Source organism: Polaribacter vadi, from assembly GCF_018861005.1.
Lineage (GTDB): Bacteria > Bacteroidota > Bacteroidia > Flavobacteriales > Flavobacteriaceae > Polaribacter > Polaribacter vadi_A.
Map to the genome: position 1 here is coordinate 317,897 of NZ_JAHKQL010000004.1, position 25,918 is coordinate 343,814.

General features: G+C 28.8%; 20 protein-coding genes. 9 read left to right on the forward strand and 11 right to left on the reverse strand.

The genetic code is table 11. The annotated features are described in order from the left end of the window. Window positions 1–12 precede the first annotated feature (12 nt). Window positions 13–2,508: a zinc-dependent metalloprotease gene (locus KO506_RS04040; RefSeq protein WP_215993607.1), complete on the forward strand. Its 2,496-nt coding sequence runs from the start codon at window positions 13–15 to the stop codon at window positions 2,506–2,508. 196 nt (window positions 2,509–2,704) lie between these two features. Continuing rightward, window positions 2,705–5,398, forward strand: coding sequence for a DEAD/DEAH box helicase family protein (locus KO506_RS04045; RefSeq protein WP_215993608.1), 2,694 nt, complete (start codon window positions 2,705–2,707; stop codon window positions 5,396–5,398). 7 nt (window positions 5,399–5,405) lie between these two features. Here the strand turns inward: KO506_RS04045 and KO506_RS04050 are convergent, their stop codons facing one another. After that, complete coding sequence (locus KO506_RS04050; protein ID WP_215993609.1) at window positions 5,406–5,792, reverse strand: nucleoside triphosphate pyrophosphohydrolase family protein; 387 nt, start codon at window positions 5,790–5,792, stop codon at window positions 5,406–5,408. A gap of 104 nt (window positions 5,793–5,896) precedes the next feature. Here KO506_RS04050 and KO506_RS04055 point away from each other — a divergent pair, with 104 nt between their 5' ends. Then, complete coding sequence (locus tag KO506_RS04055; RefSeq protein ID WP_252726777.1) at window positions 5,897–6,106, forward strand: hypothetical protein; 210 nt, start codon at window positions 5,897–5,899, stop codon at window positions 6,104–6,106. 2 nt (window positions 6,107–6,108) lie between these two features. Here the strand turns inward: KO506_RS04055 and KO506_RS04060 are convergent, their stop codons facing one another. After that, the gene (locus tag KO506_RS04060; protein ID WP_215993610.1) at window positions 6,109–6,813 is read right to left on the reverse strand and encodes a DNA alkylation repair protein; all 705 of its coding nucleotides are present in this window, start codon (window positions 6,811–6,813) and stop codon (window positions 6,109–6,111) included. Between the two features lie 242 nt (window positions 6,814–7,055). Next, complete coding sequence (locus KO506_RS04065) at window positions 7,056–7,613, reverse strand: DNA-3-methyladenine glycosylase I (RefSeq protein ID WP_215993611.1); 558 nt, start codon at window positions 7,611–7,613, stop codon at window positions 7,056–7,058. A gap of 217 nt (window positions 7,614–7,830) precedes the next feature. Between KO506_RS04065 and KO506_RS04070 the strand changes: the two genes are divergently transcribed. Further along, entirely contained in the window at window positions 7,831–8,265 is a 435-nt protein-coding gene (locus KO506_RS04070; RefSeq protein WP_215993612.1) for a DUF6146 family protein, read from the forward strand. Here the strand turns inward: KO506_RS04070 and KO506_RS04075 are convergent. Then, window positions 8,262–8,750, reverse strand: a complete 489-nt coding sequence (locus KO506_RS04075) for a dihydrofolate reductase (protein ID WP_215993613.1) — start codon at window positions 8,748–8,750, stop codon at window positions 8,262–8,264. The two genes, KO506_RS04070 and KO506_RS04075, sit on opposite strands and share 4 nt — an antisense overlap. Before the next feature lie 302 nt (window positions 8,751–9,052). Between KO506_RS04075 and KO506_RS04080 the strand changes: the two genes are divergently transcribed. Next, window positions 9,053–9,349 carry an isoamylase early set domain-containing protein gene (locus KO506_RS04080; protein WP_068355927.1) on the forward strand — a complete coding sequence of 99 codons (297 nt, stop codon included), beginning with the start codon at window positions 9,053–9,055 and terminating at the stop codon, window positions 9,347–9,349. 68 nt (window positions 9,350–9,417) lie between these two features. Here KO506_RS04080 and KO506_RS04085 read toward each other — a convergent pair whose 3' ends face one another. The 7 genes from KO506_RS04085 to KO506_RS04115 all read right to left on the reverse strand — a co-directional run bounded on the left by KO506_RS04085 (window position 9,418) and on the right by KO506_RS04115 (window position 18,643). After that, the gene (locus KO506_RS04085; RefSeq protein ID WP_215993614.1) at window positions 9,418–10,242 is read right to left on the reverse strand and encodes a thymidylate synthase; all 825 of its coding nucleotides are present in this window, start codon (window positions 10,240–10,242) and stop codon (window positions 9,418–9,420) included. Between the two features lie 132 nt (window positions 10,243–10,374). Continuing rightward, entirely contained in the window at window positions 10,375–13,569 is a 3,195-nt protein-coding gene (locus KO506_RS04090; protein WP_215993615.1) for a VIT domain-containing protein, read from the reverse strand. Window positions 13,570–13,679: 110 nt separating this feature from the next. Beyond that, complete coding sequence (locus KO506_RS04095; RefSeq protein ID WP_215993616.1) at window positions 13,680–15,083, reverse strand: NupC/NupG family nucleoside CNT transporter; 1,404 nt, start codon at window positions 15,081–15,083, stop codon at window positions 13,680–13,682. A 16-nt stretch (window positions 15,084–15,099) separates the two neighbouring features. Beyond that, window positions 15,100–15,711 carry a bifunctional nuclease family protein gene (locus tag KO506_RS04100; RefSeq protein ID WP_215993617.1) on the reverse strand — a complete coding sequence of 204 codons (612 nt, stop codon included), beginning with the start codon at window positions 15,709–15,711 and terminating at the stop codon, window positions 15,100–15,102. Between the two features lie 190 nt (window positions 15,712–15,901). Beyond that, window positions 15,902–16,858, reverse strand: a complete 957-nt coding sequence (locus tag KO506_RS04105; RefSeq protein WP_215993618.1) for an electron transfer flavoprotein subunit alpha/FixB family protein — start codon at window positions 16,856–16,858, stop codon at window positions 15,902–15,904. A gap of 118 nt (window positions 16,859–16,976) precedes the next feature. Then, entirely contained in the window at window positions 16,977–17,723 is a 747-nt protein-coding gene (locus KO506_RS04110) for an electron transfer flavoprotein subunit beta/FixA family protein (protein WP_215993619.1), read from the reverse strand. A gap of 146 nt (window positions 17,724–17,869) precedes the next feature. Beyond that, window positions 17,870–18,643, reverse strand: a complete 774-nt coding sequence (locus KO506_RS04115) for a polysaccharide lyase family 7 protein (protein ID WP_215993620.1) — start codon at window positions 18,641–18,643, stop codon at window positions 17,870–17,872. Between the two features lie 266 nt (window positions 18,644–18,909). On the opposite strand from KO506_RS04115, the gene KO506_RS04120 reads away from it, so the two are divergent. The 4 genes from KO506_RS04120 (at window position 18,910) to KO506_RS04135 (ending at window position 25,872) form a co-directional block, all read left to right on the forward strand. Continuing rightward, window positions 18,910–19,887: a pyruvate dehydrogenase complex E1 component subunit beta gene (locus tag KO506_RS04120; RefSeq protein WP_215993621.1), complete on the forward strand. Its 978-nt coding sequence runs from the start codon at window positions 18,910–18,912 to the stop codon at window positions 19,885–19,887. A 141-nt stretch (window positions 19,888–20,028) separates the two neighbouring features. Continuing rightward, window positions 20,029–22,539 carry a DUF5686 family protein gene (locus KO506_RS04125; RefSeq protein ID WP_215993622.1) on the forward strand — a complete coding sequence of 837 codons (2,511 nt, stop codon included), beginning with the start codon at window positions 20,029–20,031 and terminating at the stop codon, window positions 22,537–22,539. 123 nt (window positions 22,540–22,662) lie between these two features. Continuing rightward, the gene (locus KO506_RS04130; RefSeq protein ID WP_215993623.1) at window positions 22,663–23,196 is read left to right on the forward strand and encodes an inorganic diphosphatase; all 534 of its coding nucleotides are present in this window, start codon (window positions 22,663–22,665) and stop codon (window positions 23,194–23,196) included. Window positions 23,197–23,484: 288 nt separating this feature from the next. Then, entirely contained in the window at window positions 23,485–25,872 is a 2,388-nt protein-coding gene (locus KO506_RS04135; protein ID WP_215993624.1) for a sodium-translocating pyrophosphatase, read from the forward strand. The last annotated feature ends 46 nt before the right edge of the window (window positions 25,873–25,918 follow it).

The following is a 25,918-nucleotide window of genomic DNA, read 5'->3' on the forward strand; positions in this document are numbered from 1 at the left end:
AAATCACACATTATGACAAAAAAAATATTTTCGAGAGTACTTCTTTTTGCTCTTGTTTTAGGGTTCTCTGCTAATGCTGAAGCTCAAATTTTTAAGAAGAAAAAAAAGAAAGAAGAGCCTAAAAAAGTTGCTCCGAAACCAAAACCTAAAAAAGGTGCAATTCAGCCTTATGCTAAAGTTGTTACCAAAGAACACAAAACAGACGAAGGTTTATTTAAAGTTCATCAAAAAGACAACACTTACTTATTCGAAATTCCAGATTCTCTTTTAAAAAGAGAAATGTTAATGGTAACAAGAATAGCTAAAACTGCAACCGGAATTGGTTTTGGTGGTGGAAAAACAAACACCCAAGTTTTACGTTGGGAAAAGAAACAAAAACAAATTTTATTAAGAGTTGTTTCTCATAATATTGTTGCAGATACTATTTTACCTGTGCATGAAGCTGTTGTAAACTCTAACTTAGAACCTATTCTATTTGCTTTTCCTATTAAAGCATTTAGCAAAGATTCTACAGCAACTGTAATCGATGCAACTTCTTTATTTTCTACAGATGTAAAACCTCTTGGTTTCCCAGGGTTTTACAGAAAATTTTACCAAGCTACAAGATTAGACAACACTCGTTCTTATATTGATAGAGTAAGTAGTTATCCTCAAAATATAGAAGTAAGACACGTAAAAACTTATTTTGCTAACAAAGCACCTTCAAACAGTTCTTTAGGGTCTATTACTTTAGAAATGAGTAACTCTATGGTATTATTACCAAAAGTACCTATGAAACGTCGTTATTTTGATGAAAGAGTTGGTTGGTTTGCACGTGGACAAACAGATTATGGTTTAGATGCACAAAAAAGTAAAACTGTTGCTTATTTAGATAGATATCGTTTAGAAGTTAAAGATGAAGATATTGAGAAATTTAAAAGAGGTGAATTAGTTGAACCTAAAAAACAAATTGTTTATTATGTAGATAGAGCTACACCAGAAGAATGGGTTCCATATATTATACAAGGTGTAAATGATTGGCAAGTTGCTTTTGAAGCTGCAGGTTTTAAAAATGCAATTATTGCAAAAAGAGCACCTACTAAAGAAGAAGACCCAGAATATAGCCCAGAAGATGTTCGTTATTCTGTAATTAGATATTTAGCTTCACCTATACCAAATGCAAATGGACCTCACGTAAGTGATCCACGTTCTGGAGAAATTTTAGAATCTGATATTAACTGGTATCATAATGTAATGACTTTATTACACGACTGGTTTTTTATTCAAACTGCAGCAATCAATCCTGATGCAAGAAGTAATAATTTTAAGACAGAAACAATGGGTGAGTTAATTAAATTTGTTTCATCACATGAATTAGGGCATACTTTAGGTTTACCACATAATATGGGTAGTTCATCTGCTTTCCCTGTAGATTCTTTACGTTCTGCATCATTTACAAAAAAATATGGAACTGCACCATCAATTATGGATTATGCTCGTTTTAACTATGTTGCACAACCAGAAGATAAAGATGTTGCATTAATGCCAAATATTGGGGTGTATGATAAATATGCCATTTCTTGGGGTTATAGACCAATTTTAGATAAAACTGCAAAAGAAGAAAAACCAATTTTAGATTCTTGGATATTAAAACATGCTGGAGACCCAATGTATAGATTTGGGCATCAGCAAGCAGGTGGTGTTGTAGACCCTAGTTCTCAAACAGAAGACTTAGGTGATGACGCAATGAAAGCTTCTATGTACGGAATTAAGAATTTACAGAGAATTTTACCAAGATTAGAAGAGTGGACATCTGAAAAAGGTGAAAACTACGAAAATCTATCTACTATGTATGGCCAAGTTTTAAGTCAGTTTAATAGATATATGGGGCACGTTTCTGCTAATATTGGTGGTGTTTACGAACATTACAAAACTACAGACCAAGAAGGTGCAGTGTATACTCATGTAGATAAAGCGATTCAAAAAGAAGCTTTAAAGTTTGTAGTTGATGAATTGTTTAAAACTCCTACTTGGATGTTAGACGAAAATATTTTTAGCAAAACTGAATTTTCTGGTTCTGTAGAAAGAGTTCGTGGATTACAAGCTAGAACTTTAAACAATATTTTAGACGCTGGTAGAATGGCTAGAATGATAGAGAATGAAACTTTAAACGGTGCTTCTAAAGCATACACACTTGTAAATATGATGAGTGATGTAAGAAAAGGAGTTTGGTCTGAAATTTATTCTGGAGCATCTATAGATACATACAGAAGAAATTTACAAAGAGCACATTTAGATAGATTAGATTATTTATTGAATAAAGCACAAGATCAAAGAGGTACTAACAGTGGTTACAGAAAAAGATCTGGAATTACTATAAACCAATCTGATGTAAAATCTGTAGCAAGAGGTGAGTTAAAACGTATTCAGAGAGATGCTAAAAAAGCAGCTTATTCTGGTAATACTTTAAGACGTTACCACTTACAAGATGTGATTGATAGAATTGATATGATTTTAGAACCTAAATAATCATATTCAAAATATAGTTTAAAAACCTCGCAAATTGCGAGGTTTTTTTGTTCAAAAACAATTAATATTATTAAAATAATGATGAATAGGTTTCTAATAAAATGCAATTAACAAATGTATTTTTATCTTTGATAAGTAAAAACAAGAAATTTTATATAAAACTCTTTAAATTTAATCAACTTATATAAATCACAATTTGAACGAATTCCCTAAGAACATTAAGTTTAAATACAACTGGAGAAAATATCAAAAACGGGTACTTAATGAATTACAAGAACATTTAACTGACCAACATTTACACGTAATTGCACCTCCTGGTTCTGGTAAAACAATTTTAGGTTTAGAAGTAGCATTAAGACTTAATAAACCTGTTTTAATTCTTGTACCAACAATTGCTATTCAAAATCAATGGATACAACGTTTTTGTGAACTTTTTTTACAAACAAATTCAACGCCAAACTGGATTTCTAGAAATATTAGAAATCCTGAATTTATGACTGTAGTTACCTACCAAGGCTTACACTCTGCTTGTAATGACTTTAACTCTAAAGAAAAACAAATTGAAGAAGAGGAAGAGTTTGTAGCAAATAATGAAGTTATTAATGCCTTAAAAACTAAAAATATAAAAACTATTATTGTTGATGAAGCTCATCATTTAAAAAACGAATGGTGGAAAACATTAACAAAAGTAAAGGAACAGTTAAAACCTGTAATTGTTGGCTTAACTGCAACACCTCCTTATGATGTAACTTATAATGAATGGAATAGATATATTGAATTAAATGGCCCTGTTGACTCTGAAATTTCAGTACCTGAATTGATAATTGAAGGTAATTTATGCCCACATCAAGATTATGTTCATTTTACTTTACCTACAGACGAAGAGCACAAAATTATTATAGAATTTAGAGAAAATATAAAAAAAGTATTCAACGAAATAAAACAAGATGTAATAATTATAAAAGCTATTGAACAACACCCAATTTGGATAGAGCCTACCAAACATTTAAATTGGATTTATAAAAATCTTTCTTTCTATTCTGCTTGCTTAATTTTTCTTTATGCTAACAAAAAAGAGATTCCTAAAATACATCTTGAAATTATTGGTGATTCTAAAATTAAAATCCCAGAACTTGACTATAATTGGCTAGAAACACTTCTAGATTTCTATTTATTTCAAGACGAAAAACATTTTACACCATTTGAAGAACATCAAAAAATAATTTTAAATAAATTAAAGAGAAAAGGTGCTATCGAAAAAAAACGCATTAACCTATCTCATAATAATCTTATTACAAACTCTTTAAAATCTAGTATAAGTAAACTTAATGGAATTCAAAAAATTGTAGATTTTGAACACGAACAACTTGGTAAAAACTTACGTATGGTTATTCTTTCTGATTACATACGTAAGGAGTTTTTTGTTAATGCTGATGAAAACAATTTAGAATTAACTAAAATTGGAATTATTCCGATTTTTGAAAAATTAAGAAGAGAAAACCGTAACAATAAAAGAATAGGAGTATTAACTGGTTCTATAATCATTATTCCTAAAACAGCTTTTAAGGCTTTTAAAACGTTGGCTTATCAATATGGAATTACCAAAATAAACTCTTCTCAAGTACCTTATGATGATAACTATATTTTAATTCATCAATCATCACAAATAAAAAATGATATTATTAATATAGTAACTGAAATTTTTAAAAATGGGGAAATTGAAATTTTAATAGGCACAAAATCCTTATTAGGTGAAGGTTGGGATGCACCTGCAATTAATACTTTAATTCTAGCAAGTTTTGTTGGTTCTTTTGTTTTATCAAACCAAATGCGTGGTAGAGCAATTAGAACACAGAAAGATAATTTAAAGAAAACTAGTAATATTTGGCATTTAGCAACTATAGACCAAACATCAGAAAATGGTGGAGATGATTTAGACATACTTAAAAGACGTTTTAAAAGTTTTGTTGGTGTTTCTTTTAAAGAAGAACCAAGTATAGAAAATGGAATTGGACGTTTAAACTTACCAAATAACATTACTTTTAAAGAAGCAATAGAAAAAGAAAACTCAAAAATGTTTTTATTTTCTAAGGATAGAAAATCTCTTAAAAAAAGATGGGATACTGCTCTAGAATCTGGTATTACTCTTATAGAAGAAATAAAAATTCCTTTTTCTGAGAAAAAAGAATATCGAGCCGTAAAATCGATGTATTTAAATAAAACCATAGCAAATCTTATTGCGACCTTAAGTTCTAGTCTTATAGGTTTTACGCAAACAGGCTTAGATCTTTTGAATCGAATTTCTAGACATTTTAATTCTGTAGAACAGTATTACAATTTTCTTATTGCCTTGGGAATTGTTGGTGTAATAATTTACGGAAGGTTTACATTTGTTACTCTTCATCTTTATATTAAATACAGAGATATCTCTAAAGACATTCAAAAAATTGGTGATGCTTTACTACATTCTTTAATTAAAGCTGAGTTATTGCATACAAATAATTCAGAACTAAAAGTAGAAACTACTATAGACAAATGGGGGGCTGTCTATTGTCATTTAGAAGGAGGTACTACATTTGAAAAATCAATTTTTATAAACGCTCTTCACGAAATTGTGGTTCCAATAGAAAATCCAAGATATGTTATTATCAGAAAAAACAAATTTATGTTATTCTTTAGCCAAAAAGATTATCATTCTGTACCAGAAATACTAGGCAGAAATAAAAAATTAGCTCAGTATTTTGAAAATCAATGGAAAAAACTAGTTGGTAATTGTTCCCTAATTTTTACGAGAACAATAGAAGGTAGAAAATCTTTACTTGAATTTAGAATAAAAGCTTTATCCTCACAGTTTCAAGATAAAGTAGATCATGTAAATAAATGGAGATAGTATTTTCTTATTTCCCTAAAATTTTAGTAAAATCTGGTTTAAAGTAATTAGGCCCTTTTAAAACCTTACCATCTTCTCTGTAAATTGGCTGTCCATCTTCGCCTAATTTACTCATGTTAGAACGTTGAATTTCATTAAAAACTTCTTCGATTTTATCTTGCATACCATGTTCTATAATTGTGCCACATAAAATATACAGCATATCTCCTAAAGCGTCTGCAACTTCAACTAAATCATTGTTTTTTGCTGCTCCTAAATATTCTTCGTTTTCTTCTTTCATCAACTCAAAACGTAGTTTTTTTCTATCATCAGAAATATCTACAGTTGGCTTATTCTGAATATTTAATTTAAACGCTGTGTGAAATTCGTGAACTGCTGCTATTTTGTTTTTCATTTAGTCTACTTTTATTTGTAATTTTGCAAACACAAGATATAGAAACTTTATAATAATTTAAAGAGTTTTATATTGGATTAATTTAATACTTATTAAGAATAAAGATGATGTTTATAAATGCTTATTTTACTACTGGAAGAATAATTTTTATCGTCTTTTTTGTTTTAATTTTCGGTACCTTAATATTTATTAGCTACAAGAAAGATATTAAAAACCACGAGCGTTATTATAAAAATGCTGGTAAAAAAGTAGCAATTTACGGTGGATTGATTATTGCTGTTTTTATCGCTATTCGTATTATTTTTGGTAATTAATTCTAATTTCTATAAATACTTCTAGGATAATCAGACATTCTAATCTCTTCCTTTTTAAGTTCTGTTAAAGCATTTTTGGCAATCCAAATAGCAGATTTACTTTTCGTTTTTAAAAGTTCTTCTGCAATTTTTATGGCTTCTTTTTTTAAATCGATATTTCTTTTACCTATATTTCTTAAAGCCCAATTAACTGCCTTTTTAACATACAATCTTTCATCTGATGATGCTTTTTTTATCAACCTAAAAAACTGACTAAAAAGTTCATTTTCAGATTTTTTATCTGCCATACAGTATGCAGCCATAATTGCAAATGCAGCTCTTTTCTCGAACTCTTTTTCCCTATCTGACCATTCTAATATTTTGGTTAAAGCTAAATCACTTTTCGCAAAAACTCCCATAGAAAAGCTATCACAAACTTCCCAATTTTCAAAAGTTCTTACCCATTTTTCCATCAAGTTTTCAGTTAAACCTTTTGGATTAAATATTTTACTACACAATATTCTTGCTTCATAAATTCCGCTATCAAATAATTCAATAGCCAACTGATTATCTTTACCAATTTGTTTAGCAATTAATCTCAAATCTTTATGATAGATTCCTAAAGAATTGTTAGAAATAATACCAAATTTTTGTGCTTTAAAAATCACTTTTTCTTGATTCTCTAATTCGTAAAGCTTTTCTATTATTTCTTCGTAAGTCAAATTCAATTATTAATATTTTTAAGTCTATTCCATGCTGTTTTATAGAGTGCCATATAAAACACAAAACAACCAATATCTAAAATAGAATAATTTTATACCACTTAGTATATTGTGGTTTGGTTAAAAATCCAAAAACTATTTCTGGCCATTTCCAACTCCCAAAAGGAGTACTTTCTATTTCTAAAATAACAATAAAAAAACAGTTATAATCTGTTTTAATTCTGGTTTAAGGATTTGTAAAACCTTAATTAATTCGGATATTTAAAGCAATCTGTTGTATGATCATTTACCATACCAACAGCTTGCATATAAGCATACATTATGGTTGAACCCGTAAATTTGAAACCACGTTTTTTTAGGTCTTTAGAAATTTTATCAGATATAGGAGTTGTAGCTGGTACATCTTCCTTTTTATGAAACTCATTTAGAATTGGTTTTCCATCAACATAACTCCAAATAAATTTAGAAAAAGAACCAAATTCATTTTGAATATCCATAAACAATTGTGCATTAGAAATAGCACTTCTTATTTTTAATTTGTTTCTAATAATACCTGCATCTTGCATTAATTCATTAAACTTACTTTCTGAATATGTGGCTATTTTTTTATAATCGAAATTATCAAAAGCTTTTCTAAAATTTTCTCTTTTATTTAAAATCGTAATCCAACTTACACCTGCTTGAAAAGTTTCTAAAATTAAAAACTCAAACAAAGTTGCATCATCAAAAACAGGTTCTCCCCACTCAAAATCATGATAATCTTGATACAACTTACTATCTGTAACCCAAAAACATCTTTGTTTCATTTAGTTGATTTTAACTTAAAAATAAAAATTAAAGATTTAAAAATAATACAATTTGGAATAACTTTTGAGCATTTATTTCTGTTTACTCATTAAAAAGTAGTTTTTACTCATTCTTGTTTTTCTTTACAAACAATCTAACCTACTTTTGAATAAGATTAAATGGATGTATTATCCTTTTTAACAAAAAACCTATATAAATTTAATATATTTAGATATTATGAAAACTTTAAAACAAATACTAGTATTATTCGCTGTTGGTGTCTTTTTTTGGGCCTGTGGATCATCACCCATAAATAAAACACTAACAAAAAAAGAAGAACCAGTTGTTATTGCAAATGACAGCTTAGAGTACGAAATTACAATTATTGATATTGGTTTTAATAACTTTTTAAATTCTGTTGCAAAACCAGAAGGTTTTTATTCGCAACAATATTTAGAAGCTAGAAATAAAATATGGGTAGTTACCTGGAACCAAAGAGCAAATAATCCTAGACAATTTAATGCGAGCATCTACGAAAATATTATTGATTACCAGTCATTTGTAGATTATGGCTATGAAGTAAATTATAAACTATTCAATTACTTTTTATTTGCACAACAAAAATATAAAATGAATTTAGGTGGGGGTTTTAGACCCAATAGAATTAATTAATTTTTTTCGAAACGTAAGAAACTAAAATCATACTTGTGTTTTTCGTCTGCTTTAAAATCTTCTTGTTTTACTACTTGCCAAACATCAGCATCAATTTCAGGAAAAAAAGCATCTGCTTCAAATTCATGATGTACTTTAGTTATATCTAAAGCATCAACTAAATTATTTTTCATGGCATAATTATACACTTGTGCACCACCAATAATAAAAATTTCAGGTTTGTCTTGTACTAATTCTAAAGCTTCTTCTACACTATTAGCAATTAAACATCCGTCTTTTATATAATCTTTATTTCTGGTAATAATTACTGTAGTTCTGTTTGGTAAAGGTTTACCTATAGATTCAAAAGTATTTCTACCCATTAAAATGGGATGACCAGAAGTTACTTTTTTAAACCTTTTTAAATCTGCAGGTAAATGCCAAATTAAGTCATTATCTTTTCCTAAAGCATTATTTTCTGCAATTGCAGCTATTATTGTTACCATATAATCCTCTTCATTTTACACAAAAATAACAGAAATGTTCATTTAAATTGATGTTTTAGGTTAATTTTAAACTATGTTTTGCTTACACGAATACGTTTTAGTAGTAAAAACCCTGAAAATCAAGTAAAAAGAACACCCCTCATTTTTATATAAACAATAATTAAGATATATAATTATTTTGAATTATCAATATTTTGTATGCTGTTATTATTAAACTGATAAATCTTAAATCTTATTGCCAAATAGTGTTTGCTATAAACATCTTCTTGCATATTTTTACACCATAATTTAACCTAATAATTATGGCAATTAAAAAACAATTTTTAAAAAGTAAACCAGTTTGTAAAGTAACTTTTACTGTACCAGCTGAAGAAGCTAAAAGTGTTGCAGTTGTAGGAAGTTTTAATGAATGGAATGTTGAGGCAATGCCGCTTAAAAAATTAAAAAACGGATCTTTTAAAGGTACTGTTGATTTAGAATCTGGTAATTCTTACGAATTTAAATATCTAGTTGATGGTGAATATGTAAACGAAGAAGCTGCTGATAGTTTTGCTTGGAGCGATTTTGCAGGAGCAGATAACAGTGTTTTAAGTTTATAATTAACTTATTATGATAAAATAAAAAAGAGCTTTCAATTATAAATTTTGAAAGCTCTTTTTTGTTTCTTTTAAACTGCAACCACACCTTTTATATGTGGATGTGGATTATAATCTAACAGCTCAAAATCATCGAAAGTAAAGTCTTCGATATTTTTGATAGATGGATTCATTTTCATTTTTGGTAAAGGTCTTATATCTCTAGACAATTGTAAATTTAATTGTTCTTTATGATTATTATAGATATGTGCATCACCAAAAGTATGAATAAATTCGCCTGCTTCATAACCACAAACTTGTGCAATCATCATTGTAAATAAAGCGTAAGAAGCAATATTAAAAGGAACTCCTAAAAATATATCTGCACTTCTCTGATATAGCTGACAGGATAGTTTACCATTAGAAACGTAAAATTGAAAAAATGCGTGGCAAGGTGGTAAAGCTGCTTTACCATTTGCTACATTTTCTGAAAATGATACTGAAGTATCTGGCAATACAGAAGGATTCCAAGCAGAAACCAACATTCTTCTAGAATTTGGGTTTTTCTTTAAAGTATCAATAACTCCTTTTAATTGATCTACTTCATCACTATTCCAATTACGCCATTGATGACCATAAACTGGACCTAAATCTCCATTTTCATCTGCCCATTCATTCCAGATTCTTACACCATTTTCTTGTAGATATTTAATATTTGTATCACCTTTTATAAACCACAAAAGTTCGTAAACAATACTTTTTAAATGTAACTTTTTAGTAGTTACCATTGGAAAACCTTCACTTAAATCGAAACGCATTTGATAACCAAAAACACTTTTTGTACCTGTTCCTGTTCTATCGCCTTTTTCATTTCCGTTTTCTAAAACGTGTTTTACTAAATCGTGATATTGTTTCATAAAAGTGCGTATGCGTTTAATTGAATATTATTGTAAGTTAAAAAAAACTGTTTGTAAAAATAGAAAAAGGTTGAAACCATTTAGGTAATTTTATTTTAAAAATATTTAAAAGTTATTAACGGTAAGAAACTCCTAAATTTTAATTTTAGCAATAATTTCTTCTTTATCTTGTTTTGTTAATCTAATTACTCTAACTGTCTTTTCTTCATTTTCTTTTCCTTGATTTTTGTAAATCGTTACTTTCATAAAAGTTGGTGTTTCTATTTTTTGTTTTCTATCTCCATAATATTTGATCTTTATATAGTAAAACCCTTTTTTAGCTTTCTCTAATACAAATTCTTCTGGTCCAAAACCTTGCGTCATATCACTAGACATTCTACCTCCTTGTTGGGTTTTTGAATGTTTGTAAAAACATTCCTCTAGATTGGGGTCTATAATATGTAAATCTATATCAGTATCATTTTGATTCCAATCTAACACAACTCTTAAGTCTAACTTTTTAACATTTGATAAATATTCTTTAGGTATTTTTTCTAAATCTAAATCATCTTTATATTTATCTATCAAAAAAATTATTTCTTGCTTTGCAATATCTTGTAAACCCTTAAAAACTCCTCTGTGTTTATTGTTGTCATAAATGGTTTTATTAACAATATTTAAAAACAAATCAAATGCTTTCTGACATAAACCAACACTTTGATATGCCAAAGCTAAATCTCTGTAAGATTGTGCATCTTCTGGTCTTAGTTCTAATATTTGCTGATAAATAAAAAGTACAGCTTCTTTTTTGTCCCTTTCTTCTAATTTATAAGCAAAAGCTCTTAAAAGCTCATAATTACCCGCATCAAATTCTGCCACATTAGATAAAATTCGATCAGAATATTCCCTATCATTAAATTTTCTATAAAAAAAATCAGATACATCAATATAGTAATGTGGAGTATCCTGATAACTTTGTCTCTGAGTAAGGTAAAATAAATACGCAGATTCTTTATCTTTAAAAAATGATAAAGAAGTTAAATAAGGTGTTTTTAGAATTCTATCTACAACTTTTAAATCTCCTTTATATAATTTAAAAGGTTTTCTTTGAATTGATGTTCTTTGATTTTGTGTATTTGAATAAAAAACAGGGCTTTGAATCTTTCCTGAATTATCGATTTGTATTGTTATAGGCATTGTATATTTTACATCTACAGGCATACCATTTTGTTTTCCTGGAATCATTCGAGGCAATAAATTAAGAACTCTTATTATTTCATTCTTAATGCTAAGATGTGGTGCTCTAACTCTAATGTCTTGAATTAGCCCTGTTTTAGAAATTTTAAAAAGAACATGAATTCTTTTTCTACCAGAAGTTAAATTTAATAAATTAATTAACTCTAAGTTCAAAGTATTTTGAATATGTCTTTGCAATTCTTCATTAAAGCAGTCTTTCTTTTCTTGGTTATTACCTGTACAGTTAGGAAATGTTGGTGCTTCTTCGATTATCATAAAAGGAACATCATATATAACCTCTTCTTCTACTACTTCAACAATATCTTCAATATTAATAGACTTACCTTCATCACTTTCTGTCGATTCTATAACGGTTTCTTCAATTTCCCTTTCATCTTCAACAACTTCTATTCTTTCTGAAAAGGAAAATGATAATTTATCATCAAGAGGTAAATTAGCTATATTTCTAAACTTTTTTTTAGTATTTTTTAGTCGATTATATTCAACTAGTAATTCTTTTGGCGGAATAATATTATACTTAATATAATCTTGTACGTTCTCTAAAACAATTAAGGATGTATAATCAGTTACTAAGCTATAACTAGTAGCTAAATCAATAATTTTTGTTTTATTTTCTTTCTTTTTATCAAGTAAAGTTGCTAATTTATTTTTTGCCCAAATTCTATTTATTATATTTTCATCTTTTACTTTTTCTGTTTTTAAAATAACTTTAACTTCTTCTGAAACAACATTTCCATACCCAAATAAAAAAGATATTTTTTCTCCATTAAGATAATTTTTACCAGCAACCGAAAAATCTAATACTCCTTTAGATGATAATGATGGATATACTTCAATATTTTTGTTATTTGAATTAAATCCCAAATATTGAAAAGCTAAATTATTTAATACTGATAAACCTTTTTTAATGCTAGTTATATTCAGGTTAACAATTCCTCCTTTAGACTTTTTTGCGATATAATTTAATGCATTATGTGCAACTTCTGTATTACTATTTATAAGAAAAACTGGTGTTTTTTTATTAAATGAAGGATTACTCAATGTGGTTAAGCCATCTGAACTCAATATGATTACATCAGATTTAGTATTTAGATTACTTATTTCTTTATAAGAGGTTGCTCCATCATAAATTGATTGCCCTAATTTATTTTTTAAAGTTGTCCAATTTCCATTTTTAATATGATATTTTTTATTACAGATAATTGTATTACTAAATAAAACTAATTGTACTTCAACATTTTCTAACTCTTTAAAATATGCTTCTAATAAATCAGTTTCTTTATCTAAATTTCTATTTTTCATAGATAAAGAAACATCCCAAAACAGGGAAACTGATTTTGGTTTATCACGCTTTTTAAGTTTTGGTTGTATCGTTTTATAGAAGTAAAAATAATTTGGTGTAGTAATTAATTTCTGTTTTTTTAAATCAACTGGTATTTTTATCAAAATACTTTTATTGGGTATATAATTTTCTTTTTTGAATGAAGTTTTAAATGAAGTTTGCCAAGTTGAAAAAGATATTGATTCTTCCCCTTCAACAACAATCGGTTTCTTTTTTTGATTTAACGCTACTATACTAAGATTAAAGGTATTTATAGCGTCTTTAAAATTAAAAGGTAAATGATAATAATATGCATTATCTTTAAATAACAATTCTTGCTCATAAGCAATAACAACTCTTTTGCTTCCTCTTGCAGGTATTGGATACACTCTCAAATTATAAGTATTGCCTTTCCCTTTTTCAAGCAAAGCAGGGTCTACTCTTCTTCTAACAATTTCTTCAAAAGCAATTCTACCTAACTCTTTTTCTACAACAACTGCTTCTCTTAATATACCATTCATCTCTAAAGCAAGCCTGGAAACTTCTTGATTTTCTCCTAAAGGGAATTTCAAGCTTCCTTCTAAAACTCTTGAACTAGCATTATAGAAAGACATATCAAAAGTTGTTGTAGCAATATTTCCTACAATTTTAACGCTTATATCTAAGTTAGAAAGTTCTAATTGTTTTTTACCAATGTATAAAGCTGGTGATTTTTGACTGTATCCTTTTATTACATAAATAAAAAGAAGTAATAAGGTTATCTTTTTCATTTTCTGGGCTGGTTTAGGCTTATCAACTAAACAAAACGTATGCCAAAAAAATGTTAAAATATTTTATGAGGTAATAAAATGTTACAAAACAAAAAATTAGTAAGAACTAATTATCCAATAATCATCCCAGCAATTGTTGCAGACATTAAAGAAGCAATTGTACCACCAATTAAAGCTTTTATACCAAATTCTGACAATGTTTTACGCTGACCAGGAGCTAAAGAACCAATACCTCCAATTTGAATACCTATTGATGCAAAGTTTGCAAAACCACAAAGCATATAAGTAGCCATAATTATAGATTTATTAAACGTTAAATGAGTAACACTAGTTACATTTTTTAATTCAGCTAGTTGTATGTAACCTACAAATTCACTTGCAGCTAATTTAATACCTAATAATTGCCCCATTAAAGCCATATCTTCTGATGCAACACCAATTAACCACATTAAAGGCGCAAAAATATAACCTAAAATAAATTCTAATGAAAACTTGTCATAACCTGTATTTACTGCTATAATTTCATTTAAAGTTGTTATTTCTCCTGCCCAACCTAGAATTCCATTAATCATTGCAATTACAGCTACAAAAACCAATAACATTGCACCAACATTTACTGCCAAACGTAAACCTTCTGTAGTACCGTTTGCAATTGCATCTAAAATATTAGAACCTATTTTTTCTTGAGAAACAGTTACATCTGTATTTACTTCTTCTGTTTGTGGATACAAGATTTTCGAAATTACAATTGCTCCAGGAGCTGCCATTACAGAAGCTGCTAATAAGTGTTTTGCAAAAATTAATTCTAAAGTTTTATCTCCACCTCCTAAAAAGCCTATGTAAGCTGCTAAAACTGCACCTGCAACTGTAGCCATACCTCCTATCATCACCAAAAGCATTTCTGACTTATTCATTTTTTCTAAATACGCCTTAATTAAAAGTGGTGCTTCTGTTTGACCTAAAAAGATATTACCAGCCACAGACAAACTCTCCATACCAGAAATACCTAAAAACTTAGACAAACCAATTGCTAATATTTTTACTACTTTTTGAATGATACCTAAATAAAACAATAGAGAAGTTAATGCTGAAAAGAAAATAATAGTTGGTAAAACCTGAAATGCAAATATGTAACCAAATGTATTTGTATCTGCAACAATACCAGCAAATAAGAACTCGCTACCTGCTTTTGTATATTCTAAAATTTCGATAAAAATACTACCAATAAATTCGAATATTTTCTGAATAAAGCTAACTTTTAAAACACCAATAGCAATTAATAATTGTAAAGCTAAACCAACACCTACTTTTTTCCAATCTATGGCTTTTTTGTTACTGCTAAATAAAAAAGCGATAAGAATAAGTACAAACATACCAAGAATTCCTCTCCATAAACTTGTAAATGAAAAACCTTGACTAGGTATTATTTCTGCGGTTGCTACTAAAGTTTCAGTCTCTTGAGCAAAGATTGAAGCTGAGAAAAAACAAAGAAAAACAATGAGTGTTTTTTTCATAATGAAGATATTTTTTTTAAGAACGTTTACTAATTTCGTCTCTTATTTTGGCTGCCAATTCATAATTTTCATTATCAACTGCATTGTTTAATTGATTATTTAATTCACTTAAAGACAAGGTAGAAAAATCGCTCTTATCATCAGAAGATTCTAATTCAAAATCTATAGGAATTTCTTGTGACTCTTGTTTGTTTTCAATGGCCATTTCTTCCTCAACTTTTAAATAAATACCAGCTTTATCTAAAATGTTTTCATAAGTAAAAATAGGTGCATTAAAACGAACAGCTATTGCAATTGCATCCGAAGTTCTAGTATCAATCACCTCTTCTACACCTTCTCTTTCACAAATTAAGCTAGAAAAGAAAACTCCATCTACTAATTTATGAATGATAACTTCTTTTACTACAATAGTAAAAGTATCTGCAAAGGTTTTAAATAAATCGTGTGTTAATGGTCTTGGTGGTCTAATTTCAGTTTCTAAAGCTATTGCAATAGATTGCGCTTCAAAAGCACCAATAATTATAGGTAAAGTTCTTGTTCCTTCCATTTCACTCAAAACTAATGCATACGCACCACTTTGTGTTTGACTGTAAGAAATTCCTTTGATGGTTAGTTGTATTAAACTCATATATCTTCTACAAATCTAAAAAGTAATATCAAAAAAAAACAGATAATATTTTACACTTTTTAGAGGGCACAATTTAATAAAAATAATAGATTACTCCTTTATTTTTAATAGTTTTTACTAAAAAAAGAAAAAACCTATTAGCTATTAAACTAATAGGTTTTCATTAAAAAACTGTGTTTGAATATTTGAATTAAGCTTGCTTAAAAGCTTTGAGCTTCTCTATTAATTTAGGAACAACCTCAAAAGCATCACCAACAATACCATAATCTGCAGCTTTAAAGAAAGGTGCTTCTGGATCTGTGTTAATAACAACTTTTACTTTTGATGCGTTAATACCTGCTAAATGCTGGATTGCTCCAGAAATACCTATTGCAATATATAAATTAGATGCAACTGGCTTACCTGTTTGACCAACGTGTTCTCCATGAGGTCTCCATCCCAAATCTGAAACTGGCTTAGAACAAGCTGTTGCAGCACCTAAAACGTCTGCTAACTCCTCTACCATTCCCCAATTTTCTGGTCCTTTTAAACCTCTACCTGCAGAAACAACTATATCTGCATCTGCAATAGTTACTTTACCTGTAACTCTTTCTACTTTTGTTGATGTTACTCCTGAATCTGCAATTGTTGCCTCAAAAGTTTCTGTTGTACCATCTACAGGGTTTTCAAAAACTCCATAAGAATTTTTAGCAACACCTATTACTTTATTTTCTGTTGATATTACTGTATTACTAAATCCTTTGTTAGAAAAAGTTTTTCTTTTTACTGTAAAAGGACTAGTAGAACTTGGCAAAGCCACCACATTTGATACATAACCTGCATCTAAAGCTACAGCCAAAATTGGTGCTGCATATAAAGTATCTATACTTGAGTCTAAAATAACTACTGATGAACCTTCTGCTTCTGCAACTTGCTTTATTACAGATGCATAACTTTTTGCATTAAAGGTTGCCAAACTATCATTAGAAACAGTAACAACTTTTTCTGCACCATAGGTATATAATTCTTCGTTATTACTACTATTTATGGTTAAAGCAACTAAATTACTACCCAATTCTTCAGCAACTTTTTTTCCGTAAGAAACTACTTCAAAAGCACTTTTCTTAAATTTCCCTTCTGCTGAATCTGCAAAAACTAAAACTGACATATTATTTAAATTTTAGATTTTTAGACATTAGATTTTTAATTAGACTTAAAAACTATCCTAAAAAATTTTTATTAATTTATTAAATTCTGAAACAAGTTCAGAACGATATAATTTACGATTATATCACCTTTGCTTCATTATGTAATAAGCTAATTAACTCATCTACATTATCTGCATCTACTAATTTTACAGCTCCTTTTGGTGCAGGTTTTTCAAATGACTCTATAGATGTTGCACTTTCTACTGCAACAGGCTCAACAACATTTAAAGGCTTTTTACGAGCCATCATAATACCACGCATATTAGGTATACGTAAATCTTTTTCTTCTACAATACCTTTTTGGCCTCCAATTACTAAAGGAAAAGAAGTGCTTAAAGTTTCATTACCTCCATCAATTTCTCTTATTGCTGTAACAGAAGTTCCATCAACTTCCATACCTACACAACCATTAACAAAATTAAAATCTACTAAAGCAGCTAACATACCAGGAACCATACCTCCATTATAATCAATAGATTCTCTACCTGCTAAAACTAAATCGTAACTACCATTTTTAACTACTTCTGCAAGTTGTTTTGCAACAGACAAACCATCTGTAGCATCCATATTTACACGAATTGCATCGTCTGCACCAATAGCCAAAGCTTTACGTAAAGTTGGTTCTGTAGATGCACTACCTACATTAACAACAGTTACACTTGCACCTTGCTTTTCTTTAAACCACATTGCTCTTGTTAAACTAAACTCATCATAAGGATTGATTACAAACTGCACTCCATTTGTATCAAACTTTGTATCATTTTCAGTAAAATTAATTTTTGAAGTTGTATCTGGAACGTGACTAATACATACCAATATTTTCATAAATTCTATTTTTAGTTTAAATTATCTGTTACAAAACTACGTCTTTTTTTTAAAAAATACTATGCATGCATAATAAATTTTTTGAAATAAAAATAAATCACTTTAAAATTGAGAATTATTTTAAAGTATGTTTTAAGTATAAACCTTTACTCATAAATAAATTGAAATTTACTATAACTCACTTTAGTTTTTGGCCCTGAAACCTGAGTATATGCTCCTGCTTTAAAGTAAAAATTACCATCCATCTCTTTCCAAAGATCACTTACATTATACGTTTTTGATTCTGCTTTATTTTGAGTTATATTTTTTACATAAACAGTAACTTTATCATCAGATTCATTGATTTCTATTTTACATTCTACCTCATCTTTATTCTTAAATGATGTGAAAAAGTCATTTTCAACATTCCCTTCATTTTTAATATAACTATCTGTAACAATTACTTTAATTGCATTTCCACCAGCAATTTCTACTCTTAAAAGCGGTCTTTTAACACCTTTTGTATCATTATGAATTTGCCCAATAGTAACTCCTTTTCTTTCATTAGAGTCTGGTGCATTTTCGAATTTTCCTTTAAAATACATTGCACTATAATCATTTAAACTCAAGTTTTTATCTTGTCTAATTTCTGTTCTATCATTTTTATGTCCTGTAGAAATTAATACCATTAGATTATTACAGGTATAAAAATAATTTGCATCACAAACTTCTTCTGCTTTTTTTAAGTCTAATTTGGTTTTACCATTGTTTGTATAATAATGGAGTTTAGAATCTATTAATGCAGCTTCAAATTCTGAAATTTTACCTGGCAAAGTATCACATAAATTACACTTAGATTTTTCTGATTGATTTTGACCAAAACTTGAAAAAATCATTAATAGAAAAAAAGTAATTGACAAGTAAAATCTTGATTTATTCATTGGATATAAATATTTAAATTATTTTAATTTATCAGTAAATATAATTAATTGTAAAGTTATATCAACACCAAAATGCATACCAAAATTTTAAAATAGATTTTTAATCTAAGTAAATTTAAGGTTCCTTTTTTTTAGGAATCTAGTTCTTGAGTTACAATAAGTAGAAAACATATTAAAATCTAAAGATTTATAGCACAAAGAAGTGTTTTGTTTACATCAAAATTTCTTACTTTTGTTTCTGAACAATAAACTACTAATTAAAACAAATGAAAACAGTTCAATTTAGAGAAGCTATTTGCGAAGCAATGAGTGAAGAAATGCGCAGAGATGAAAGCATTTATTTAATGGGTGAGGAAGTAGCAGAATATAATGGTGCTTACAAAGCTAGTAAAGGAATGTTAGATGAGTTTGGTGAAAAAAGAGTGATTGACACTCCTATTGCTGAACTTGGTTTTGCAGGTATTGCAATTGGTTCTGCTATGAATGGTAACAGACCTATTGTAGAATATATGACCTTTAACTTCTCTTTAGTTGGAATTGATCAAATTATAAATAACGCCGCTAAAATTAGACAAATGTCTGGTGGGCAGTTCAATTGCCCAATTGTATTTAGAGGACCTACTGCTTCTGCTGGTCAATTAGGTGCAACTCACTCTCAAGCTTTTGAAAACTGGTTTGCAAACACACCTGGTTTAAAAGTAATAGTACCTTCTAATCCTTATGATGCAAAAGGTTTATTAAAAGCTGCTATTAGAGATGATGATCCAGTAATTTTTATGGAGTCTGAACAAATGTATGGTGATAAAATGGAAATCCCAGAAGGGGAATACATTATACCAATTGGTGTTGCAGATATAAAAAGAGAAGGTACAGATGTAACTATTGTTTCTTTTGGTAAAATTATTAAAGAAGCTTACAAGGCTGCAGATGAATTAGCAAAAGAAAATATTTCTGTAGAAATTATTGATTTAAGAACTGTAAGACCTATGGATCATGCAGCAATTTTAACATCAGTAAAAAAGACAAATAGATTAGTAGTTTTAGAAGAAGCTTGGCCATTTGCAAGTGTAGCATCAGAAATTACTTACAGAATTCAAGACGAAGCATTCGATTATTTAGATGCACCTATTAAAAGAATAACTACTGCAGATACTCCTGCACCTTATTCTCCAGTTTTATTAGAAAAATGGATACCAAATTCTAATGATGTAGTTAAGGCTGTAAAAGAAGTTTTATACCTATAAGAGTTTAGTTTAAACAATATTAAAAAGACCTTTTTATTAAATAAAAAGGTCTTTTTTTATGATTAAAAAATATATTATTTTTTAACTTTTTATAAAGAAAAAACTGTTTCTTTATTTGTTCTTTTATCCTTTTAAAAGTAAATGAAAATTAAACTATTTTTAATCTTTACAATTCTACTAAGCACCTCATTACTAGCACAAACTAAAGTAAAAGGAATTGTATTAGACACTAACAAAGAACCAATACCTTATTGTAATATACAATTTAAAGGTTCTGCAGAAGGTACTACTAGTAATGACAATGGTTCTTTTTATTTAGAGTCTGATAAAACTTGGCAAGAAATAAGTATATCGTTTATTGGTTATAAAACTTTAGATTATAGATTAACTAGCAACATTCAGTTTAATTTAGTTCTTACTTTAGAAGAAGAACAAGAATCTTTAAACGAAATTACTATTGTTACTGGTAAACAACCCAAAGAAAACAATCCTGCAATTGATATTCTAAGAAAAATCTGGGCTCAAAAGCGTAAAAACGGATTAAAACATTTTAATCAATATCAATATAAAAAATATCAAAAAGTAGAATTTGATTTAAATACAATAGATGATAAATTAAAAGACAAAAGAATCTTTAAAAATTTAGAATTTATTTTTGATGATGTAGATACTTCTAACATTACAGGTAAAAGTTATCTACCAGTTTTCTTAAACGAATCTCTATCTAATGTTTATGGAGACAATACTTTAAATAAAGAAAAAGATATTTTAATAGCAAACCAAAACTCAGGTTTTAGTAACAATCAAGAACTAATTGCTTACATAGATGATTTGTATGCAGATTATAACATCTATGATAATTATATTAAAATTTTCGATAAAAGCTTTGTGAGTCCATTATCTAAAACAGGAATAAGCAACTATAATTATTACTTAGCAGATAGTGCTTTTATAGACAAAAAATGGAGTTATAACCTAGTTTACTATCCAAGAAGAAAAAATGAATTAACCTTTAAAGGAGACTTTTGGGTAAGTGATACTACATTCGCCATAAAGAAAATTAATTTACAAGTTGTAAAAAATGCAAATATCAACTGGGTAAAAGATGTTTATATAGAACAAGAATATGACTTATTAAACGATTCTATTTTTGTACTAAAAAAAGATTATTTTTTATCTGATTTTTCACTTTCAAAAAAAGAAAAATCAAGAGGAGTTTATGGTAAAAAAACAACAATTTACAAAGATTATGTTTTTAATAAACCTATCAAAGACAAAGAGTTTTACGACAAAAAAGTGTACAATATAGGTAGTGATTCTCTTTATAATAAACCCAGAAGTTTTTGGGATGAAAACAGATTTGAAGATTTAAACAAAAATGAGCAAGGAATTTATCAGTTAATAGACACTTTAAAAACAGTTAAAAAATTTCAAACCATAAATAAAGTTGGACAATCTATCTATTCTAGATATTTTTTAATAGAATATTTAAACTTCGATTACGGACCTATTTTTTCTACTTTTGGTTATAATGATGTAGAAGGTTTACGTATTAGAGCTGGTGGTAGAACTTTTAAAACTTCTAACGATTTATTTAGAGTAGAAGGTTATGGTGCTTATGGTTTAAGAGATCAAAAATTTAAATATGGAGTACAAGCTAAATGGCTTTTAAATAAAAAAAATAGATTCACAATTTCTTTAGGTAAAAGAGATGATGTAGAACAGATTGGTACTTCTTTAACAGCTACATCAAATGTTTTAGGGCAAAGTGATGGATCATCTTCTTTAGTAGGTACTGGCACAAATGACAAGCTTACTAAATTAAACTTAACTAATTTTACATTAGGTTTAGAGCCAATACCAAATATAGAATTTAAATTATCTGCAAATTACAAAACACTTAGTTCTGCATCTAGTACATTTAGTTTAGATTATAACGATTCTGATGCATCAACAGGCATCTCATCTCAAACCAATCAATTTGAAACTATTTTTTCTGCAGGTTTTTATCCAGGGAGAAAAATGTCTGGTTATGGAGTTCATAGAGAATTTGCTAATCCATATTTCACAAAGTTTTATACACAAATTACCAAAGGATCCAAAAACCTATTTAATAGCGATTTCGATTATACCAAGGTTCAGTTTTCATTTTTTAGACTTTGGAAAATTGGTGGTTTTGGTAGATTAACCACTTCTTTAGAAACTGGTAAAACTTATGGTGCAGTTCCATTATCTTTATTAAGTGTAGCTCCAGGAAATCAAACTTATTTTATGTATGAAAACACATTTAATTTGCTAGATTTCTATGAATTTGTATCAGACACTTATGCTTCTTTTCATTTAGAACACAATTTTAATGGTCGAATATTTTCGAGAATTCCTTTATTAAAAAAAGCCAACTTAAGAACAATTATTGGCCTTAAAACATTTTGGGGAAGTTTATCAGACCAAAATATAGCACTAAATACTACTGGTAATAATTTTGAAATTCCATTAATTGCACCAGATTCTGAACCATATTACGAATACAGTGTTGGTGTATCTAATATTTTTAAAATATTACGTGTAGATTTTAATTTTAGAGGTAATTATTTAGAAAAACCAGATGCTAGAAATTTTGGTATTACAGCAGGTTTAAGGTTTAAATTTTAAGTATTTTTACCTATTAAAAAAAATTACACTAAAACCATTGCGTAATTTATAACGTAAAATAATTGGATAAACTTCTTTATTCGTTATTTTTGTAATCTGATCAGTTAAATTTAAAAAGATATAATGACTAAAGAACAAAAACAAGCAGTAACATTTGATGTGTTAATAGAAATCCCTAAGGGAAGTAGAAATAAATATGAATACGATTTTACTTTACATAAAATTCGTTTTGATAGAATGTTATTTTCTTCTATGATGTATCCTGGTGATTACGGATTTATTCCAGAAACTTTAGCTTTAGATTCAGATCCATTAGATGTTTTAGTACTAGGTCATCAACCAACTTACCCAATGGTTGTAATGGAAGTAAGACCAATTGGTGTTTTTTATATGACTGATGAAAAAGGACCAGATGAAAAAGTAATTTGTGTACCTGTTTCTGACCCTATTTGGAGTAAAAAAACAGATATTGCTGATATTAATCCTCATAGATTAAAAGAAATCGAACATTTTTTCCAAGTTTATAAAGATTTAGAAAAGAAAAAAGTTGATACTGGTGGTTGGGGAAATGCAAAAGCTGCAATTAATATTTATCATGAATGTGTTAAACGTTATGATGAAAGTGAACACAAGAAAAAAAGAACGTTTACAATCTAAAATAAACGAAAATTAATAAAAAAACATCTTATTCATTAAGATGTTTTTTTTTGCAATAAACTTTTCTAAAGAATCTATATAGATAATAATTATCTAAACATTTATTTACCATATTTAAATTCAATATAACATATAAAAAAAACTGACTTTAATCATAGTTTTATTAATATAATAATTTAAGTAGCTTATAAATAAATAATCTTTAAATTAAGTAAGCTTTTTTTATCAATTTAATTTTATTACTTTTAACATCGTTTTAAAATTTTTAATTAAAATCAACTAACTAATATGGAAACAGTAGTTAAATTTTTACCGCTTTTTGGTGTTCTAGCCTTGGCGTTTGTGTTCATTAAAAGCGCTTGGGTATCCAAGCAAGATGAAGGTGGAGACCGAATGAAAAGAATAGCCAAAAATATTGCAGAAGGTGCAATGTCTTTTTTAAAAGCTGAATATAAAGTTTTGGCAATTTTTGTGGTAGCTGTAGCTATCTTATTATACTTTAAAGGATCTTCTGAAGAAGGTTCTAGTGGTATTGTTGCAGTATCATTTATTATTGGTGCAATTTGTTCTGCATTAGCAGGTTTTATAGGAATGAAGGTTGCTACAAAAGCAAATGTTAGAACCACACAAGCTGCAAGAACATCATTAGGAAGAGCTTTAGAAGTAGCTTTTGCAGGTGGTGCTGTTATGGGGTTAGGTGTTGTAGGTTTAGGTGTTTTAGGCTTGAGTGGTCTATTTATTATCTATCAAAATATATGGCCAGGAGCAGAAAACCTAACACTAGTATTAAACGTACTTTCCGGTTTTTCATTAGGTGCATCATCAATTGCATTATTTGCTAGAGTTGGTGGTGGTATTTACACAAAAGCAGCAGATGTTGGTGCAGATTTAGTTGGTAAAGTAGAAGCTGGTATTCCAGAAGATCATCCTCTAAACCCTGCAACAATTGCAGACAATGTTGGTGATAATGTAGGTGATGTTGCTGGTATGGGTGCAGATTTATTTGAATCTTATGTAGGTTCTATTATTGGTACAATGGTTTTAGGAGCTTTTATCATAACTCCAGATTTAAATGGAATGGGAGCTGTTTATTTACCTTTAGTTTTAGCTGCAACAGGAATTATAATGTCTATTTTAGGATCATTTTTTGTTCGAGTAAAAGATGGTGGAAACCCACAAACTGCTTTAAATATTGGTGAGTTTGGTTCTGCTGGTTTAATGGTTGTTGCTTCTTATTTTATAATTAACGCTTTAATTCCAGAAGCTGTAGCAGGTTTACCTTTTGGTTCTATGGGTGTTTTCTGGGCAACAATTGCTGGTTTAGTAGCTGGTTTGGCTGTTGGTAAAGTAACTGAATATTACACTGCTACAGGTAAAAAACCTGTGCTTTCTATTGTTGAACAATCTAAAACTGGAGCTGCTACTAATATAATTGCTGGTTTAGGAGTAGGTATGATGTCTACAGCTATTCCTATCATTTTAATTGCAGCTGCAATTATTGTATCTCACCATTTTGCAGGTTTATATGGTATTGCAATTGCTGCTGTTGGTATGCTTGCAAATACAGGTATTCAATTAGCTGTAGATGCTTACGGACCAATTTGTGATAATGCTGGTGGAATTGCAGAAATGGCAGAATTACCAAGCGAAGTAAGAGAACGTACTGATAAGTTAGATGCTGTTGGTAATACAACTGCTGCTGTTGGTAAAGGTTTTGCAATTGCTTCTGCTGCTTTAACTGCTTTAGCTTTGTTTGCTGCTTTTATGAAAACTGCAAATGTTACTGCTATTGATGTTTCTCAGCCTAAAATTATGGCGGGTTTATTAGTAGGTGGAATGCTACCATTTGTATTTTCTGCATTATCTATGAATGCTGTTGGTAGAGCTGCAATGGCTATGATTGAGGAAGTTCGTCGTCAATTTAGAGATATTCCTCAGTTAAAAGCAGCATTAGAAGTAATGAGAGCTGTAGATTCTGATATGACAAAAGCAACTAAAGAACAAAGAGCAATTTTTGATGCTGCAGATGGTGTTGCTGAATATGATAAATGTGTAGACATTTCTACAAAAGCATCTATTAAAGAAATGGTTTTACCAGGTTTATTAGCAATTGCTGTACCTGTTGCTATAGGCTTTATAGGTGGTGCAGAGATGTTGGGTGGTGCTTTAGCAGGTGTTACAACTTGTGGTGTATTAATGGCCATTTTTCAATCGAATGCAGGTGGTGCTTGGGATAATGCTAAGAAAACGATAGAAGAACAAGGCAGAAAAGGGACAGATGCTCACAAAGCTGCTGTTGTTGGTGATACTGTTGGTGACCCTTTTAAAGACACATCTGGTCCTTCTTTAAATATACTTCTTAAATTAATGTCTGTTGTAGCTTTAGTAATTGCACCCAGTATTGCAATGAATTCTGCTGATGTTTCTAATTACAATACTAAAAAAGAAGTAAAAGTAGAAATCAACAAAACTTCTGGAGATTTAGCTATGGCAACTATTACTACAACAAAAACTGTAAATGGAGAAGTTACTGAAGATGTTCAAAAAATAGAAGGCACTGTTGAAGAAATTGAACAAAAAGCAAAAGAAGCTGGTAAAATAATTACCGTAAACGTTTCTAAAAATAAAAAAGAAACTAAAGAAACAGTAGAAGTAATAATTGAAAAAGAAGAGTAAAAAACTCTATTAGAAAGAACAAAAACACCTCTAAAAGAGGTGTTTT

Excerpts from the sequence above, each read along its gene's own strand:
- KO506_RS04095 (WP_215993616.1), bottom strand. The coding sequence starts at position 15,083 with ATGAAAAAAACACTCATTGTTTTTCTTTGTTTTTTCTCAGCTTCAATC.
- KO506_RS04120 (WP_215993621.1), top strand. The coding sequence starts at position 18,910 with ATGAAAACAGTTCAATTTAGAGAAGCTATTTGCGAAGCAATGAGTGAA.
- KO506_RS04135 (WP_215993624.1), top strand. The coding sequence starts at position 23,485 with ATGGAAACAGTAGTTAAATTTTTACCGCTTTTTGGTGTTCTAGCCTTG.
- KO506_RS04065 (WP_215993611.1), bottom strand. The coding sequence starts at position 7,613 with ATGAAACAAAGATGTTTTTGGGTTACAGATAGTAAGTTGTATCAAGAT.
- KO506_RS04100 (WP_215993617.1), bottom strand. The coding sequence starts at position 15,711 with ATGAGTTTAATACAACTAACCATCAAAGGAATTTCTTACAGTCAAACA.
- KO506_RS04110 (WP_215993619.1), bottom strand. The coding sequence starts at position 17,723 with ATGAAAATATTGGTATGTATTAGTCACGTTCCAGATACAACTTCAAAA.
- KO506_RS04050 (WP_215993609.1), bottom strand. The coding sequence starts at position 5,792 with ATGAAAAACAAAATAGCAGCAGTTCACGAATTTCACACAGCGTTTAAA.
- KO506_RS04070 (WP_215993612.1), top strand. The coding sequence starts at position 7,831 with ATGAAAACTTTAAAACAAATACTAGTATTATTCGCTGTTGGTGTCTTT.
- KO506_RS04130 (WP_215993623.1), top strand. The coding sequence starts at position 22,663 with ATGACTAAAGAACAAAAACAAGCAGTAACATTTGATGTGTTAATAGAA.
- KO506_RS04090 (WP_215993615.1), bottom strand. The coding sequence starts at position 13,569 with ATGAAAAAGATAACCTTATTACTTCTTTTTATTTATGTAATAAAAGGA.
- KO506_RS04075 (WP_215993613.1), bottom strand. The coding sequence starts at position 8,750 with ATGGTAACAATAATAGCTGCAATTGCAGAAAATAATGCTTTAGGAAAA.
- KO506_RS04085 (WP_215993614.1), bottom strand. The coding sequence starts at position 10,242 with ATGAAACAATATCACGATTTAGTAAAACACGTTTTAGAAAACGGAAAT.
- KO506_RS04125 (WP_215993622.1), top strand. The coding sequence starts at position 20,029 with ATGAAAATTAAACTATTTTTAATCTTTACAATTCTACTAAGCACCTCA.
- KO506_RS04080 (WP_068355927.1), top strand. The coding sequence starts at position 9,053 with ATGGCAATTAAAAAACAATTTTTAAAAAGTAAACCAGTTTGTAAAGTA.
- KO506_RS04040 (WP_215993607.1), top strand. The coding sequence starts at position 13 with ATGACAAAAAAAATATTTTCGAGAGTACTTCTTTTTGCTCTTGTTTTA.
- KO506_RS04055 (WP_252726777.1), top strand. The coding sequence starts at position 5,897 with ATGATGTTTATAAATGCTTATTTTACTACTGGAAGAATAATTTTTATC.
- KO506_RS04105 (WP_215993618.1), bottom strand. The coding sequence starts at position 16,858 with ATGTCAGTTTTAGTTTTTGCAGATTCAGCAGAAGGGAAATTTAAGAAA.
- KO506_RS04115 (WP_215993620.1), bottom strand. The coding sequence starts at position 18,643 with ATGAATAAATCAAGATTTTACTTGTCAATTACTTTTTTTCTATTAATG.